This is a genomic window from Nonomuraea sp. NPDC049695, assembly GCF_040674955.1.
Classification (GTDB): Bacteria; Actinomycetota; Actinomycetes; order Streptosporangiales; family Streptosporangiaceae; genus Nonomuraea; species Nonomuraea helvata.
This window is the reverse complement of sequence record NZ_JBFANV010000024.1, coordinates 1-16,412: the sequence shown is the minus strand read 5'-3', so window position 1 is coordinate 16,412 and position 16,412 is coordinate 1. Positions and strand designations below refer to the sequence as shown.

General features: G+C 71.6%; 13 protein-coding genes and 1 riboswitch. Of the genes, 5 read left to right on the top strand and 8 right to left on the bottom strand.

Going from position 1 to position 16,412, the window contains the following annotated elements:
• Positions 1-71: 71 nt before the first annotated feature.
• Positions 72-548, bottom strand: a complete 477-nt coding sequence (locus AB0J64_RS21835; RefSeq protein ID WP_364029407.1) for a MarR family transcriptional regulator — start codon at positions 546-548, stop codon at positions 72-74.
• A 45-nt stretch (positions 549-593) separates the two neighbouring features.
• A complete protein-coding gene (locus tag AB0J64_RS21830; RefSeq protein ID WP_364029405.1) occupies positions 594-1,343 on the bottom strand; it encodes a helix-turn-helix domain-containing protein in 750 nt (249 codons plus the stop codon).
• A 109-nt stretch (positions 1,344-1,452) separates the two neighbouring features.
• Between AB0J64_RS21830 and AB0J64_RS21825 the strand changes: the two genes are divergently transcribed.
• Positions 1,453-2,304 carry an NAD(P)H-binding protein gene (locus tag AB0J64_RS21825; RefSeq protein ID WP_364029403.1) on the top strand — a complete coding sequence of 284 codons (852 nt, stop codon included), beginning with the start codon at positions 1,453-1,455 and terminating at the stop codon, positions 2,302-2,304.
• Between the two features lie 85 nt (positions 2,305-2,389).
• Here AB0J64_RS21825 and AB0J64_RS21820 read toward each other — a convergent pair whose 3' ends face one another.
• Positions 2,390-3,085 (bottom strand): hypothetical protein, encoded by a 696-nt coding sequence (locus tag AB0J64_RS21820; protein WP_364029597.1) that lies wholly within the window; start codon positions 3,083-3,085, stop codon positions 2,390-2,392.
• 303 nt (positions 3,086-3,388) lie between these two features.
• A riboswitch (TPP riboswitch) is annotated at positions 3,389-3,484 on the top strand.
• On the opposite strand from AB0J64_RS21820, the gene tenA reads away from it, so the two are divergent.
• A complete protein-coding gene (gene tenA, locus AB0J64_RS21815) occupies positions 3,476-4,189 on the top strand; it encodes a thiaminase II (RefSeq protein ID WP_364029401.1) in 714 nt (237 codons plus the stop codon). (Overlaps the previous riboswitch by 9 nt.)
• Here the strand turns inward: tenA and AB0J64_RS21810 are convergent.
• Entirely contained in the window at positions 4,170-7,034 is a 2,865-nt protein-coding gene (locus AB0J64_RS21810) for a BTAD domain-containing putative transcriptional regulator (protein WP_364029399.1), read from the bottom strand. The two genes, tenA and AB0J64_RS21810, sit on opposite strands and share 20 nt — an antisense overlap.
• A 210-nt stretch (positions 7,035-7,244) precedes the next feature.
• Here AB0J64_RS21810 and AB0J64_RS21805 point away from each other — a divergent pair, with 210 nt between their 5' ends.
• Together AB0J64_RS21805 and AB0J64_RS21800 are read left to right on the top strand one after the other, a co-directional pair.
• Entirely contained in the window at positions 7,245-8,246 is a 1,002-nt protein-coding gene (locus AB0J64_RS21805) for a M23 family metallopeptidase (RefSeq protein ID WP_364029397.1), read from the top strand.
• 5 nt (positions 8,247-8,251) lie between these two features.
• The gene (locus tag AB0J64_RS21800; protein WP_364029395.1) at positions 8,252-9,697 is read left to right on the top strand and encodes a peptidoglycan recognition family protein; all 1,446 of its coding nucleotides are present in this window, start codon (positions 8,252-8,254) and stop codon (positions 9,695-9,697) included.
• 80 nt (positions 9,698-9,777) lie between these two features.
• Here the strand turns inward: AB0J64_RS21800 and AB0J64_RS21795 are convergent, their stop codons facing one another.
• Positions 9,778-10,143: a cupin domain-containing protein gene (locus AB0J64_RS21795; protein ID WP_344988452.1), complete on the bottom strand. Its 366-nt coding sequence runs from the start codon at positions 10,141-10,143 to the stop codon at positions 9,778-9,780.
• Positions 10,144-10,319: 176 nt separating this feature from the next.
• Here AB0J64_RS21795 and AB0J64_RS21790 point away from each other — a divergent pair, with 176 nt between their 5' ends.
• A complete protein-coding gene (locus AB0J64_RS21790) occupies positions 10,320-14,150 on the top strand; it encodes a S8 family serine peptidase (RefSeq protein WP_364029393.1) in 3,831 nt (1,276 codons plus the stop codon).
• A gap of 112 nt (positions 14,151-14,262) precedes the next feature.
• Here the strand turns inward: AB0J64_RS21790 and AB0J64_RS21785 are convergent, their stop codons facing one another.
• The 3 genes from AB0J64_RS21785 to AB0J64_RS21775 all read right to left on the bottom strand — a co-directional run bounded on the left by AB0J64_RS21785 (position 14,263) and on the right by AB0J64_RS21775 (position 16,350).
• Positions 14,263-15,294 carry a hypothetical protein gene (locus AB0J64_RS21785; RefSeq protein WP_364029391.1) on the bottom strand — a complete coding sequence of 344 codons (1,032 nt, stop codon included), beginning with the start codon at positions 15,292-15,294 and terminating at the stop codon, positions 14,263-14,265.
• A gap of 72 nt (positions 15,295-15,366) precedes the next feature.
• Positions 15,367-15,534 (bottom strand): hypothetical protein, encoded by a 168-nt coding sequence (locus tag AB0J64_RS21780; RefSeq protein ID WP_364029389.1) that lies wholly within the window; start codon positions 15,532-15,534, stop codon positions 15,367-15,369.
• Between the two features lie 69 nt (positions 15,535-15,603).
• Positions 15,604-16,350, bottom strand: coding sequence for a transposase (locus tag AB0J64_RS21775; RefSeq protein ID WP_364029387.1), 747 nt, complete (start codon positions 16,348-16,350; stop codon positions 15,604-15,606).
• Positions 16,351-16,412 lie beyond the last annotated feature (62 nt).

Sequence of the window (16,412 nt, the reverse complement as noted above, 5' to 3'; positions counted from 1 at the left end):
CCGGTCCTCGGACGGCCGCCCCGCCCCTACCGGACCTGGGCCCCTTTGCGGGAAGGACGGCGCCGTACCGGTCAGTGCTTGTGGGAGGCGGCGTCGGCCGGCTCCAGGAAGACCACCGGGACCTGGTTGTCCTCGACCACGCGGCCCAGCAGCCCGGCCAGCGTGGCGCGCTCGTCCGCCGCCAGGCTCGAGGGAAGCTGGTCGATCCGGCGGCACGTCTCGGTGTAGAAGTCCTCGGCCAGCTCGCTGCCCCGCTCGGTGAGCGCCACCCGCACGGCGCGCCCGTCGCGCGGGTCCGGCTCGCGACGCACCAGGCCCCGCTGGGCGCTGCGGTCGACCAGCTCGGTGAGGCTGGACTTGGCCAGGCCCAGGATCCCGCCCAGCGCGCTCATCCCGTACGGCTGCGCCATCAGCACGCACAGCAGCTGTCCCTGCTGCGAGGTGATCCCGTACTCGCGCGCCGACTCGGCGTACACGGCGCTCACCAGGAAGGAGGCGCGCACCAGCCCGGAGACGACTCCCATGTGCTCACCCGTTGCCTTGACCATGCCGCCGACCCTCTGCTTGATTCGGAAAGCGAACTAACTGTCAGCTTAGCAAGGCTGAAGCGCCGGGAGGCGGCCGGCGAAGAAGGCGCCGGGAGTCACGCCCATCATGACGCGGAACTCGGCCGTCATGTGCGACTGGTCGTAGTAGCCGGCCGCCGCCCAGCCGGAGGCACGGCCGTCCGCGAGCACCCTGCGGACGCGCGTGATGCGCTCGAAGCGCTTGGGCGGGAGCCCGACGCCGTCGGCGAACAGGCCGCGCAGATGACGCTCGCTGACGGCCAGCCGCCGCGCGATGGCGGGCACCGGCTCCCGTCCCGGGCCGGCAGGGCGCGTCAGGGACGTGGCCGCGGCACGTACCAGCTCGCTCCGCGCCAGGTCCGCCGGGGTCCGGGTGGCGATCCGGGCCAGCAGCGCCGGCTCCAGATGTTTCAGCACGAGCCCTGCGTCGGTCCCTGCCTCGGACAGCCGGAGCACGAGGTCGTCCGAGCCGGGCCACAGCTCGCCGATGCCGACCACCCGGTCGACCAGCTCGCCCGCTCGCACGCCGAGCAGCGGCCGGGCGGAGCCGGGCCGAAGCCGGAGCCTGAGGCTGAAAGGGATGTCCTTGCCGGTGTTGTACGTAGCACGCGTACGTGGCCCGGTCACCAGCAGGTCGCAGCGCCCGTCCCGCGCTCGGCGCACGACCAGCGCGGTGTCGGCGTCGGGGACGTGAACCAGCCGATCGCCGGGCCCGAAGTCCGTCCACACGGTGATGTCGCTGATCCAGCGTCGCAGCCTGCCGGGCGGGATGCTCATGGCCTCACGTTAACCGCCCTGGGCTGGACCCTTGTCGGATGGTGGATATGAGCCGGTTGTGCCGGAACTTCCTATAGGCGCCGACGGATGCGCTGACAGCATGCGACGCATGATTCTTGTTACCGGTGCCACTGGCACCATCGGTGGTGAAACGCTCCGGTTGCTGTCGGCTCGTGGCGAGCGGGTGCGGGCGATGGCTCGGGAGCCTTCCCGAGTTCCCGCACTGCCCGGCGTCGATGCCGTACGAGGCGATTTCGACGACCTCGGGTCCCTGGCGGAGGCGGCGGCGGGAGTCGACACCCTGTTCCTCCTCAGCGCCCCCGGCCCGGCGATCATCCGGCACGACGAGGCGATGCTCGCCGCCGCGCGGGCGGCGGGCGTACGGAAGGCGGTGAAGCTCTCGGCCATCGGCACCGGCGAGCAGTCCGACTCCAAGGTGACGGACTGGCACCTTCCCGGCGAGGAAGCGCTGCGGTCGACCGGCGTGGAATGGACGGTGCTGCGCCCCTCCAGCTTCGCCTCCAACAGCCTGCGCTGGGCCGCCCCGATCCGGTCAGGGCACCCGATTCCCAACATGACCGGCACCGGCACGCAGGGCGTCATCGACCCGCGTGACGTGGCCGAGGTAGCCGTGCGCGCGCTGACGTCCGGTGACTTCGCGGGCGGCGTGCTCACACTGACGGGGCCGGAGCTGCTGAGCGTCCCCGACATGGTGGAGTGTCTGGGCGAGGTCCTCGGTCGCGGCCTGGAGGCCGTGGATGTGCCGCTTGAGCTCTACCGGCAGCGGCTGCTCGCCGCCGGACAGGACGCCGCGTTCGCCGACACCGCCGTCAACGGCGCCGACTTGGTCGCGCGAGGCGGCAACGCCCGGCTGACGCCGGACGTGGAGAAGGCGCTGGGCCGCCCGCCCCGCACGTATGGCACCTGGGCCCGTGACCACCGCACCGCCTTCACCGCCTGAGCCGCCTCACGCGCGTGCCGCCCCGTCACGCCGAGCGGCGTGTTCCGCCGTCACGCCGAGCGGCGTGATCGCCCAAGGGCCGAGTTCAGCTCGCCGACACCGAGAAGCTGTTGGTGCGGAAGTCCATCCCGCCGCTGGACGACGTGATCTCGTAGCCGAACTGGACGTCGCCGAGCGTCACGTCACCGAACCAGTTCCTGGACCGGAGCCAGTTCAGGATCGCCTTGATGTCCACGCTCCCGGAGCTGACGTTGCCCTGCCGCACGAAGGAGAACACCTGGTTGGACCCGTTGGAGCCGCGGTAGACGTCCCAGCTGTGGCCGCCCACCGACGCGCTCGTCTGCCGCGACCCGATCGGGCCCACCGGGCCGTACTTGTTCATCCAGAGCATGATCTCGTAGGTGTGGCCGTCGCACCAGATGTCGTACGCGCTGGTGTAGGCGCCGCCGTTCGGGACGGTCACGTTGAAGCTGCTGGTCGCGCTGCCGAGGGCGCTGAGCCGCCGGTTCACGTTCTTCGTGGCGTTGGGATAGGACTTGACGCCGCCGGTGTTGGGGTGGTTGGCCCAGACACCCCAGTTGCTGTACGAATTGGCCCAGATCGTCTGTGGGCCGGCACCGCTGCCCCAGATGTTGTTGTAAAGGGTGTAACCGCCGTTGGTCCAGGTGCCCCACTGGGCCGTCGAGGACCAGACGGCGGCCTGGGCGGGCTGAGCGAGCACCCCGATGAGCGCGACGAGCATGGATGCCGAGACGAAGAGGCGGAGCGTCCTGAGCATGATCTCCCTTTCCGCTGTTGTCGGCCGATGGCGGGCACCTCCTCGTCGAATCCGGACTGTCGAAGCGCTTCGACGAGATTTCGACGCGACCCGGACCGGTTCGACGGGGAAGTGGGGTCACCGTAAGTCCGCATCCGGCCAGGGGAAACAGCGGCGAGCAAGAAATCCTCACCATCGCAGGTCAAGCGATGAAGGGTGACGGGATCGACGTGAAAGTTTCACCCCGGCCGCCGGTCTCCGGCGCCGTCTCACGCGCGTTCCGCCGTCATGCCGCTGGTCCGGGACTGCTCGCCGTCTGCTAGCGTTCCCCGTGACGCGGGGTGCCCGGTAGGCCGGGCTGAGATCACACCCGTCGAACCTGATCTAGTTCGCACTAGCGAAGGGACGTCATCGGTGACCTTCTGTGAGCAGATGTGGACGCGCACGGCCCCGTTGCTCGAGGCGATCCACGACCACCCGTTCAACACCGCGCTCCGCGACGGCACCCTCGACCGCGACCGCTTCGCGTTCTACCTCGTCCAGGACGGCCGCTACCTGGTGGCGTACTCCAAGGTGCTGGCGACCGCCTCGGCCCGCGCCACCGACCCGGCCGACGCCGCGTTCTTCGCCCGGAGCGCGCACACGGCGCTGGTCGTCGAGCGCGGCCTGCACGCGGGCTACCTGCAGCAGTTCGGCCTGGCGGCCGCCGAGACGGAAGCCGTCGCCACCTCGCCCACCTGCCTGGCCTACTCCTCCTATCTGCAGGCCACGGCTCTCGCCGCCCCCTTGCCCGTGCTCGCCGCCGCCGTGCTGCCGTGCTTCTGGGTCTACCAGGACGTCGGCACGGCGCTGCTCGAGCGCACGGCGGAAGCCGCCGACCACCCGTACCGGACCTGGATCGCCACCTACTCCGACCCGTCCTTCGCGGCCTCGGTGGAGCAGGCCAGGGCGCTCGTGGACCGGCTGGCCGAGCTCGCCGACCCGGGGACGCGCCGGGCGATGGAGGAGGCGTTCTGCCGGGCCACCGAGTACGAGTGGATGTTCTGGGACAGCGCGTGGCGCCTCGAGACCTGGCCCACGGCGCGGTGGCTGGCCCGCCACCCCGCCGTCACGCGAACGACTCGCTGAGCTCCCTGCGCAGCTCGTGGGCCTGGTGCAGGTAGTGGCGGGCCAGCACGGAGCGCCCGGACGAGTGGTACAGCTCGCCCAGCGACTGGTACGTGTCGGCCTCGCCGCTCCGGTCCCCGAGCTGCTGGAAGATCACCAGTGAGCGCTCCAGCTGGTCGGAGCCGTCCGACCGGTCGCCCCTGGCCACCTGGAGCCCGCCCAGGTTCCGCATCGCGTACGCGCCGCAGTGCCGATCCCCGAGGGCCTCGAAGATGTCCAGCGCGTGCCCCTGTGAGCGCATGGCCCTGTCGGACTCGGCGACCAGGTCGTACAGGCGGCCGAGCTGCATCGACACGCAGCCCTCGCGGTGGGCGTCGCCGAGCTCCTCGGCCAGCCGCAGGGCGTCCCCGAGCCACCTGGAGGCCTGGCGCACGTCGCGCAGCGACAGGTAGACGCGCCCGATCGCCTGCCGCGCGTACGCCTCGCCGCTCCGGTCCCCGATGGCCAGGAACATGGCCAGCGCGTGCCTGAAGGATCCGAGCGCCCTGAGGTGCCGGCCGGAGAACTGGTTGACCGCCGCCAGCCCGCAGATGGAGATCGCCTCGCTCCGCGTGTCGCCCAGCTCGTGGAAGATGGCCCGCGCCCGCCGGAACATGTCCCCGGCCTCGGCGTAGCGGTCCTGGTAGACGCAGACCTGGGCCAGGCCGCGGAGCATGGCGGCCTCGCCGTGGCGGTCGCCGGCCGCGCGGGCGCTGTCCAGGGCGACGCGGTGCGTGGTCTGCCACTCCTCCAGGCGGCAGTGCAGGTCGAAGTACGGCACCAGGGTCGCGGCCAGCCCCCACGCGGACTGGGCCAGGCCCGCGTCGGCGGCCAGCCGTACGGCCTCGACCAGGGAGTCCTGCTCGGCGTCGAACCACGCCAGCGGCTCGGCGGTCAGGCGGCCGAGGGTCTCCCGCTCCAGGCTCCAGCGGGGCGCCCCGTCGGACGTCAGCCCGAACAGGGTGGTCGGCAGCCGCGTGGCGGCGTGTTCGGCGGCGGTCAGCCAGCCGCCGAGCACCCTGACGAGCGCGTGCCGTTCGGCGCCGTCGATGGTGGGGGCGCCCGCCTTCTCCTTCGCGGCGCAGCGGACCAGGTCGTGCAGGCGGTAGCGGGGCTGGCCGACGGGGTCGGTGCCGGCCAGGCGCAGCAGGTTGGCGTCCACGAGGGTGTCGACCACGGTGTCCGACCGGTGCCGGTCGAGCACGGCGTCGGCCACCCAGCCGGGCACGGACTGCGAGCCGAGCAGGCCGAGCGCGCGCAAGGCCAGGGCCGCGTCGCCGGGGAGCCGGCGGTAGCTGAGCTCGAACGAGCCGCGTACCTCGAGGTCTCCGGCGCGCAGCTCGTCGAGGCGGCTCGTCTCGTCGTCCAGCCGCTGTCGCAGCACGCTCAGCGGCCAGCCGGGCCGCCCGGCCAGCCGGGCCCCCGCCACCCTGACGGCCAGCGGCAGGTGGCCGCAGGAGTGCACGATCGCCTGTGCGGCCTCGCGCTCCGCGGCCACCCGCTCGGCGCCGACGATCTTGCCGAGGAGCTCCTCGGACTCCTCGGGCGCCAGCACATCGAGCTCGAGCTGGAGGGCGCCCGGCAGTTCCGCGATCCGCCGCCGGCTCGTGACGAGCACCGCGCAGCCGTGGCCGGGCAGCAGGGCGCGTACCTGCGCGGTGTCGGCGGCGTCGTCGAGGAAGACCAGCATGGGCCGCCGGGCCAGCAGGGATCGGTACAGGGAGGCCCGCTCGCGCAGCGTGAGCGGCAGGGCCGGCTCCGCGACGCCGAGCGCGCGCAGCGCCTCGGCGAGGAGGTCGAGGGGGTCGGCCGGCGTCGTCTCGGTGCCGCCGAGGCACAGGTAGAGCTGTCCGGCCGGGTATTCGGCGCGCAGGGCGTGCGCGCAGTGGACGGCCAGCGCCGACTTGCCGACGCCGGGTGGCCCGGTCACCACGGCGATCGAAGGGGGGCCGTCCGGCGGCCGCTCGCCCGCCGACAGGGCCTGGGTCAGCGCCGCCACGTCCGCCGCCCTGCCGGTGAAGTCCGGCACGTCCGCGGGAAGCTGGTGGGGCGCGGCGGCGGCGAGCGCCGCAGGCGGGTCGCCCGCCGTCACGGGCGCGGGGTCGCCCGCCAGCACGGAGGCGTGCACGTCACGCAGGTCCTGCCCCGGCTCGATGCCCAGCTCGTCCACGAGCTGCCGCCTGATCGTGGTGTAGGCGTGCAGCGCCTCGGCCCGCCGGCCGCTGTGGTGCAGGGCGAGGATCAGCCGCTGCCACAGATCCTCCCGGTAGGGGTGCTCGCCGATCAGCGCGCGCAGGTCGTCGATCGCGCCGGCGTGCTCGCCGCGCGCCAGCTTCAGCTCGGCCAGCTCCTCGGCCGCGGCCAGCCGGGCCTGGGTGAGCACGCGCAGCCGCCCGTCCCACAGCGGGCTGGCGGGCAGGTCGCCGAGCGGCGTGCCGCGCCATAACGCCAGCGCGCGGCGTAAGTGCTCGAAGGCCTCATCGGTACGGCCCGCCGCCCGCGCCATGGTCACCAGTTCCTCGAACCGCAGGGCGTCCAGCCGGTCCGCGTCGAGCTCGATCGCGTAGCCGGAGGCCTGGGCCACGATCTGGACCCCGGCCGAGCGCAGCGAGCTCACGTACGTGCGCAGGTTGGCCACGGCGGACGACGGCTGCACCCGCGGCCACAGCACCTCGACGAGCATGTCCGAGCTGACCACCTGGTTGGCGTCCAGCAGCAGCGAGGCGAGCAGAAGCCTGGGCTTCCTGCCCGCGATCCGAAGGGGCCCTTCAGGACCCCAGACCTGCAGCGGCCCGAGAACCCTGAATACGGGCTGTTCAACCACCATGACCGCGCGTTCTCCTGAGCTGGACGCCGGGCGGGGCGCCCGTGGGTGAGGCGTATCAAGCTGGAAGGGCCTTTATACCGATTTTGGATGTTCTTTGTATGTCGTACTCGCAATCTTGGTCCCCAGCAAGAGCGCTTCGAAAGATCCAACGGACAGTTCGCGGTGCCGGTCGGGGACCCCCCACTCCGGCGCGCGCAGAAAGGTATCCGCATGAGACCCAGAGGGGTGCTTACGGCCGGGGTTGCCCTGCTCTTCAGCCTCGCCACGAGCTCGATCGCGACGGCGGCATGGGCCGCCCCGACCCCGTCTCCTAAGCCGTCGTCCTCGGCGCAGGAGGACGAGGGTGAGATGGGCAACCCGCCGAACCAGGTGGACGTTCCGCCGGTGTCGACCCTGGCTGCCCCGAGCTTCCAGCTCCCGTTCCCCTGCGGACAGACCTGGACGGGCAACAACAGCGGGAGCAGCGCCCACAGGTCGTACGAGATCGACTTCAACCGGGGCAGCACGCCCGACGCCGACAAGGGTGACACCGTGGTCGCCGCCGCGGCCGGCACCGTGGTCATCTCCGCCCACCAGGGCTCGACCAACGGCTACGGCAACCTGGTCAAGATCGACCACGGTGGTGGCTGGACCTCGTACTACGCCCACCTGAACTCCCGCGCCGTCTCGGCCGGCGCCCAGGTCGCCCAGGGCCAGAAGATCGGTACCGTGGGCAACACCAGCAAGCCGGGCAACAACATCAGCCCCCACCTCCACTACGAGGTGCGCAACGGCTCCAGCTACCCGGCCAACATCAAGAAGGCCGTCTTCAACGGCGTCACCTTCGGCTACCCGATCGCCTCGGTGACCTCGAACAACAAGTGCGGTGGTGGTGGCGGCGGCGGCAACCCGCACACCGCCGAGTCCGTCTGCGGCAGCGGCTACAAGGTGATCGAGTCCAAGGCCCTCGGCACGGCCGGCACGGTCTACCTGACCTACAACTCCGGCAACGGCAACAACTGCGTGGCCACGATCAAGAAGACCTCGCTCGGCAAGGCCAGCGCCACCAGCGCGTACCTCGAGGTACAGGGCAAGACCCGCGTCAGCGACAGCGGCAGCTTCGAGTACTACGCCGGACCGGTGCGCGGCTCGGCCGCCGGCAAGTGCGTCAAGTGGGGCGGCAGCGTCGGCTCGAGCAAGTACGACGCCCCGTCCGGGCACTGCGGGAGCTGAACCCTGTGAAGATTCGCACAATTGTGACGGGCGCGGTCATCCCCCTGGCGATGCTCGCAGGCGCGGGGCACCCTGCCTCGGCCGCCGCGGCCGACCCGCTGGCCGACGCGTTCGCCAAGGCCGCGGCCGCCTACGAGGTGCCGCGTGACCTGCTGGTGTCGGTCGCGTACTCCGAGACGCACCTGGACGGGCACAAGGGCCAGCCCAGCGCGGACGGCGGGTACGGCATGATGCACCTGGTCACCTCCAAGACCCTCGACCGGGCCGTCACGCTGACCAAGAAGCCGCTCTCGGCGCTGAAGGCGGACGACGCGGCCAACATCGCCGGCGGCGCCGCGGTGCTGCGGGCCTACGCCGACGAGCTGAAACTGACCGCCGCCGCCCGCAAGGACGCCGGCAAGTGGTACCAGGCGGTGGCCAAGTACTCCGGCGCGTCCGCGCCCGAGGTCGCCCGGCTCTACGCCGACACCGTCTACGACATGCTGGCCCAGGGCATCCGCGCCACCACGCCGGGCGGCGAGACCGTCACCGTGCCGGCCCGCGCCGTGACGCCCGACCGCGGCCAGTACGCCAAGGCGGACGACCTGGACAAGCCCGGCACGCTCGCGGCGAGCACGGACTACCCGTCGGCCGTGTGGGCGCCCGCCCACAGCAGCAACTACGCGGTCTCCAACCGGCCGACCAGCGACGCCATCGACCGCATCGTCATCCACGTGACGCAGGGCTCCTACGCCGGGACGATCGACTGGTTCCAGACCGGGCCCAGGCCGAACCCCACGTCGGCCCACTACGTCGTGCGCTCCTCCGACGGCGCCATCACCCAGATGGTCAGGGAGAAGGACCGCGCCTTCCACGCCGGCAACTACAACCGGCGCTCGATCGGCATCGAGCACGAGGGCTTCGTGGACAACGCGACGTGGTTCACCGACGCGATGTACCGCTCGTCGGCCGCGCTGACCCGCAACATCGCCGACCGGTACGGCATCCCCAAGGACCGTACCCACATCATCGGCCACGTCGAGGTCCCCGGCACCGACCACACCGACCCGGGCCGCTACTGGGACTGGACGAAGTACATGCAGTACGTCACCGGCGGCAGCGGCGGGGGCGGCGGCACGAACCCGCACACGCCTGAAGAGGTGTGCGGCAGCGGCTACAAGGTGATCGACTCGCAGGCCCTCGGCACGGGGGGCGCGGCGGGCACGGTCCACCTGCTCTACAACTCGGCCAACGGCAACAACTGCGTGGCCACGATCAAGAAGGTCTCCGTGGGCACGGCCTCCGACACGAGCGCCTTCCTGGAGGTCAAGGACAAGGCCCGCATCGAGGACGCGGGCAAGTTCGAGTACTACGCGGGACCCGTACGGGCCGCCGCCGCCGACAAGTGCGTCAAGTGGGGCGGCAGCGTCGGCACCAGCAAGTACGAGAGCCCTTTCGAGCACTGCTCATAAACACCCACTGACCTGTGGCCGGATCGCACCGGACTGGCGATCCGGCCACAGCCATGCCCGGCCCCGATCAGCCGGCCCGATCAGCCGGCCCGGGTGCCCCTGGCGTATTCGGCGGCGCCGCCCGCGAAGTCGTAGACCACGCACTGCTCGTCACCCACCACCCAGGCGTCGTGCCCGGGCGTGCAGACGAAGACGTCGCCGGGGCCCACCTCGGCCTCGCCGCCCTCGTCGGTCCGCAGGCGCATCCGGCCCTGGACGACGAAGCAGTTGTGGTGGACCTGGCACGAGTCGGTGCCCACGATCGGCTTGACCGACGCCGACCACCGCCAGCCGGGCTCGAACGTGGCCACGCCGAAGGTCAGGCCCTCCAGGTTGCACACTTCGAGATGCCCCATGGGGAAGTCGCGGCGCTCGTCTGGCTTGTCGATGCTCTTGACCTCGATCATGACGTCCCCCTTCCGTCATCTCCAGCTTACCGTCCGTGATCGCCGCGCCGGGACCAGTCATTGCCGGCGCTTGTCCTGTTTCCGTACATGGCGGGAAAAGGACTCTCGATCATCTTTCGCGGCTTTACTGCGATCTGTCATGGTTCCCGGGGACTAGATGATCTCTGAGGAGACGCATGATCGGCCGCTCTCTTGTCGCTTTAGGCGTGCTGCTGTCCACCGGGATGGCAGCGCCGACCCCCCTTCCCACCCCTTCGGCCCCGGCGCCGGTCGCCGGTGCGGCGGGGGAGTCCGCCAAGAAGATCACATTGATCACCGGGGACGTGGTGACCTACGGCACCGCCCCCGACGGCAGCCCGCAGGCCCAGGTCGAGCCGGCCCGCAGGCCCGACGGCGCGCCGGTGTTCTTCATGTCGGTACGCGAGGGCAAGGCGTACTACGTCTACCCCACGGACGTGATGGACGAGCTGTCGGCGGGCCGCCTGGACAGGGGCCTGTTCGACGTGGCGTACCTGGCGGGCAACGGCTACTCCGACGCCGAGAGCCCCACCCTGCCGGTGATCGTCCAGCACGGGCCGCAGCAGCGGATCGCCGGGGCGCGCGCCCTCGCCAGCATCGACGGCGTGGCCGTCAAGGTGGACAAGAAGGCCGCCGGGCAGTTCTGGTCCGGGGTCGCCACCGCCAGGGCCGCGTCCTCGAAGATCTGGCTCGACCGCAAGGTCCAGGTCACGCTTGACCGGAGCGTCAAGCAGATCGGCGCCCCCGAGGCGTGGGCGGCCGGGCTCAAGGGCACGGGCGTCAAGGTGGCCGTGCTCGACACCGGCGTGGACGCCACCCACCCCGACCTGGCCGGACGGATCGCCGCGACCGCGAACTTCAGCTCCGAGTCGAGCGCCGAGGACGGTCACGGCCACGGCACGCACGTCGCCTCCATCATCGCGGGCAACGGCCCCAAGTACCGCGGAGTCGCGCCCGAGGCGTCGCTGCTCGTCGGCAAGGTGATGAACAACTACGGCAGCGGCCTCGAGTCCGACATCATCCAGGGCATGCAGTGGGCGGTCGCCCAGCAGGCCCGCGTGGTGAGCATGAGCCTCGGCGGGTGCTGCCCCGGCCCGGACAACCCGCTCGACCAGGCCGTGGACAAGCTCTCCGCCGACTCCGGCGCGCTGTTCGTGATCGCCGCGGGCAACGACGGCCAGAACCGTACGATCGGCTCGCCCGGCACCGCCGCCTCCGCGCTGACCGTCGCCGCCGTGGACCGCTCGGACGCGCTCGCGTCCTTCTCCAGCCGCGGCCCCACCCCGTTCGACTACAGCCTCAAGCCCGACATCAGCGCCCCCGGCGTGGACATCGTCGCCGCCCGCGCGCGCGGCACGTCCATGGGCGAGCCCGCCGAGGACGGCTACACCGCCGCGTCCGGCACGTCGATGGCCACCCCGCACGTCGCCGGCGCCGCCGCGATCCTCGCCCAGGAGCACCCCGACTGGACCAACGTCCAGCTCAAGGCCGCGCTCACCAGCACCGCCCACGGCGACGGGCAGGACGCCTACGAGCAGGGCGCCGGCCGCGTCGACGTCGCCCGCGCCGTCAAGCAGCAGGTACGCGCCTCCGGCAGCATCGACTTCGGCTTCCTGCCCTCGCCCCAGAGCGGCCCGGTCACCAAGACCCTCACCTACACCAACGACGGCGACCAGCCGGTGACCCTCACCCTGAGCACCGGCGTCAAGGCACACCGGGGCGGCGACCTGCCGGCCCGCGCGCTCACCCTCGACCGCGACAGGGTCACCGTCCCGGCGCACGGCACCGCGCCGGTCACGGTCACGTTCGACCCGGCGGGCCCCGACACCTGGTACGAGGGTTACGTTCGGGCCTCGAGCGGCGACGTCCAGGTGAACACGGCCGTCGGCGCGTTCGTCGAGCCGCGGAAGGTCACCGTCCGCACCCGGCTGGTGTTGCCCGACGGGGCCACCGGCAACACGGAGATCCCGTGGCTGCTCATGCGGACCGACGACCGCGACGACCTGCAGTACTCCTACAGCCCCGCCACGGGCACCGAGAGCCAGGCACAGGTCTACCCCGGCACCTACGCCGTGATGAGCGCGGTCGCCTGGCGCGGCGCGGACGGCGAATGGGTCCAGGCCCTGCCCGTCGAGCCGCAGATCGAGATCACCAAGGACACCACGGTCACGCTCGACCTGCGCAAGGCGCGCAAGGTCTCCGTGGAGACGCCGCGCGACTCGGAGGTCTACCTCTCCCAGTACACCTTCCGGCGCCAGGCGGCCAACGGCGTGGCCGCCATCGACGCGGAGTCGCTGTATCCGCAGTACGGCATCGACGACTACCTGATGCTGCCCACCCGCAAGGTCACCCAGGGCACGTTCCATCTGACCGGCCGCTACCAGATGGGCGCCCCGGCCATCCGGATGAAGGTGCCCGGCGGCCCCGCCCTCACCCCGCGCTACGCGAACCTGCAGACGGTGACGCCCAAGCTCGACGGCCGCAGCAGGCTCACGCTGGTCGACGCGGGCAAGGGCGCCGGCTTCAGCGGCCTGGACGTGCGTGGCAAGCTCGTCCTGCTCGACCTCCAAGACCTGTGCCCGGCCACGGCCTGCACGGGCAACGCCCTGGACCGGGTCAAGGCCGCCCAGCAGGCGGGCGCCGCCGCGGTCCTCGGGTACGGGGCCGCCGGCCGGTCCTTCCTCGACCCGGCCGGGAGCTGGCCCACGTACCCGATCCCGACCATGAGCCTGCCCGCCGAGCAGGGGCGCGCGCTGGCCGCCCTGTCCCGGCGCCGGCCGGTGACGGTCACGGCGGAGGGCGTCGCGACCACGCCGTACCTGTACTCGCTGTTCCTCCCCGAGCAGGGCCGGGTCCCCTCCGGCGTCCGCTACTCGATCAAGTCGCGCGACCTGCAGCAGATCGACGACCGCTTCCACGCCGACCGGCCCGGCGACGTGCAGCTGAGCACGTCGGCGTCGCTGCTGACCCATCCGGGCGCGTACGCCGGGCCGTGGTCCATGGAGCACGCCGTGCGCGCGCAGACGGCCCTCACCGAGTACGTGGGGCCGCTCTCGCCGGACGTCGTCTGGACCCGGACGAACACCACGATGTACGACGAGGGCGACAACTATTACGCCAAGCACGCGCTGACGACGACCGCCGTGGACATCTTCGCCAAGGCCGGGTCGCGCACCGAGGCGTGGGGGATCCAGCCCCGTGTGCCGGGCAACGTCGTCGTCTCCGACGCGGTGCTCGACGCGGGCGTCGCCCAGTGCTTCCCGTGCCGTACGCAGGACACCTTCCTGGCGACCGTGCCCGTCATGGGGCCGGTGCCGAACCACCAGGAGGCGTACACGTACAACGCCAATTGGCAGAGCGACGTCCACGGCGGCAAGGACGAGATGCACCTGTATCGCGACGGGCAGGAGATCCCGCTCGTCGAGACCCAGATCGTGCTCTGGATCGTCGCGTTCGTCGTGCCGACCTTCACCCTGCCGGAGACGGAGGCCGCCTACCGGCTCACCGACAAGTTCCACACCCCCAACCCGTCGCAGCTGTACGCCAAGGACGTCGAGACCGCGTGGACCTTCCGGTCCAAGCGGCCGACCGGAGGGATGTCCACGACGGACGACGGTCTCTGCATAGCCTGGTTCGCCACGGGCAAGCTGGCGCCGTGCGAGCCGGTCAGGCGGCTCAACCTCCGCTACGACGTGCCCCTCGACCTGGACAACCGGCTCAAGGCAGGCACCTCGCACCGGATCACCGTCACCGGATACCACGGGTCCTACGGCGTGCGGGACGCGAAGCTCACCGCGCTGAAGCTCTCGGTCACGTTCGACGACGGCGCCCACTGGACCCCGGTGCCCGTGTCCTCCTCGGGACGCGCCACCATCACGACGCCCGAGCTGTCCCGCACCACGGGCGCCGTGGGGCTCAGGGCCCAGGCCACGGACGCCGAGGGCAACACCGTGGAGCAGACCGTCCACCGGGCGTACGGCCTGAAGTGACGACTTCCCTCCCCGTCTCCAGGCGCGCTGGAGGCGGGGAGGGAGCCCTGACCCGCTTCACCACGTCGAACCTGCAATCCTGAACACTCTGAACGCGGCCCGCCCACCGGGTTCAGACGCGGACGCCCGCCTTCCGCCACACCTTGAGCAGACGGCGGGCCGAGCCGCCGACGGGCCCCACCGCCTCGTACAGCACCTCTCGCGACACCGGCTTGGCCTCCGCCACGGCGGCCACGGCCTCGTCCGCGGTGGTGATCGTGTGCGAGCAGACGCTCAGCAGGTACTCCGGGATCTGCAGGCGCGGATCCGTGCAGCCCACCAGCGGGACGCCCACGGCCGCGACCACGGGGAAGACCGTCCCCGGGATGCCGATGGCGGCCTCGGCCCGCGCCGACGCCTGGACCGACGGCACGGAGCTGATCTCGTACCGCTCCCACAGCGAGCGGTCCTCGCGCGGGTGCAGCCCGACCAGGATGTGCTTGCCCGCTGCCGCCAGCCGTTCGGCCGCGGCCAGGAGCAGCTCGGTGCCGGGCGCCGAGCCGCCGGTGCTGCTCGACCTGGTGACGCTGGTCAGCACCAGGACGGTCCCGGCCTCGGGGGCGTGCCTGGGCAGGTCGTCGGTCTGCGGGGTGCCCACGACCGCGATCGGGCGGCGCGTGCCCAGGTAGTCGTCGAACACCTTGGCCTCGGCGGGCGAGGACGCGGTGATCGCCCTGAGCCGGTCGCGGAACTCCTTCGCGCGGGGCGCCTCGACGGGCAGCTGATACGCCAGCGAACTCGCGATCAACGGCAGCTTCGGGAACCGCGCCGCGCACTCCGCCGGCCAGTCCCCGGCGCCCGTCACCACGAGCAGGTCGGCGCCCTGAACACGGTCCGGTGTCACGACCGGCACCGGATCGCCCGGCTTGATCCCGGACAGATCCGGCACCAGCTGCGTGATCTCCCACCCCTGCCGCCGCGCCTCCGGCAGCAGCGGCGCCACGTGGTAGGTGCCCCACGGCTCGTTCGTGGCGATCAGCACGCGGGGCGCTCGCACGCCGGCGTACGCGGCGGTGGCGCTCAGCGCGGCGAGACCGGCTCCGGAGAGCGCACCGGCAAGCAGGGAACGCCGGGAGAGCAAGGGCGACTTGTCATCAAATTTCATGGGATCGGAATCTATGGTGTGGTTGCTACCCGTCTGTGAACAAACCCTGACGCCCAGGGGAATGGGCGGCCATCAGCCCTTATCGGAGCCCTCGTTGGCGCCGCGTACGAAGTACCGCTGGAAGACCACGAACACGACGGCCACCGGAATGGTCGCCAGCAGCGCGGCGCCCAGCTTGAGCGGGTACTGCGTGCCCTTGCCCAGCGACCCGCTCACCAGGTCGGCGAGCCCCCGCGGCACATGCCCGCCCCGTCCACCCGGCCGCCCCCTCGGCGCTTGCCGGGAGCGATCCGAAGAACTGTTTCATGGTCAACTACCACTGGTTGAAGCCGGTGGTTCGCTTTCACGGTCCCGTCTGGCTGAGGGGAGGCCGGTAGCGTGTGGCTGGTTGACGGCAGCCCAGCCCGCGACGCCTTGTTGGGCGATGTTGCGGGCCGCGATGTGGTCGGCGTGCCCAGCGAGGCCGCACCGGGTGCAGACGAAGCGGCCCCGCGCGGGCCGATTCGCCTTGGCGACACACCCGCACTCTGGACAGGCCTGGCTGGTGTAGGCGGGGTCGACCAGCATGAAGGCGACCCCGGCCCGTACGGCCTTGTAGCGGGTGAACTCGATCATCTGGGCGAACGCCCAGGAGTGCAGGGTGCGCCGCTGGAACCGGTGAGCCCTTACCCGGGAGCGGATGCCCTGCAGATCCTCCAGGACGATGCCGCGTCCGGTGCGTTCGGCTTCGCGCACCACATACTTGCTGATCTGGTGGTTGACGTCGGTCATCATCCGGTGCTCACGCCCGGACAGGCGGCGCAGCACCCGCCGCGCCGCAGGAGTGCCCTTCTTCTGCAGCCGGCGGCGTTGCCGGTGCCGCCGCTCCCGCAACGTTCGCACATGCCCGTTGCCATCGATGGTGCCGGACAGGGCGGGGCCGGGCAGCACCGCACCATCGGAGGTGACCGCCAGGTTCGCCACTCCCTGGTCCACAGCGAGGAAACCGTTGACCGGCTCACTCGTCCGGGGCCTGGGCAGGGTGAGGGTGACCTGCAGCAGCCGCCCCGTGATCACCTCCGCGGTCTGGGAGGGCTCCGCGCTCGTCCTGCGCGGCAGCTATCCCGACGCTCCCGGCC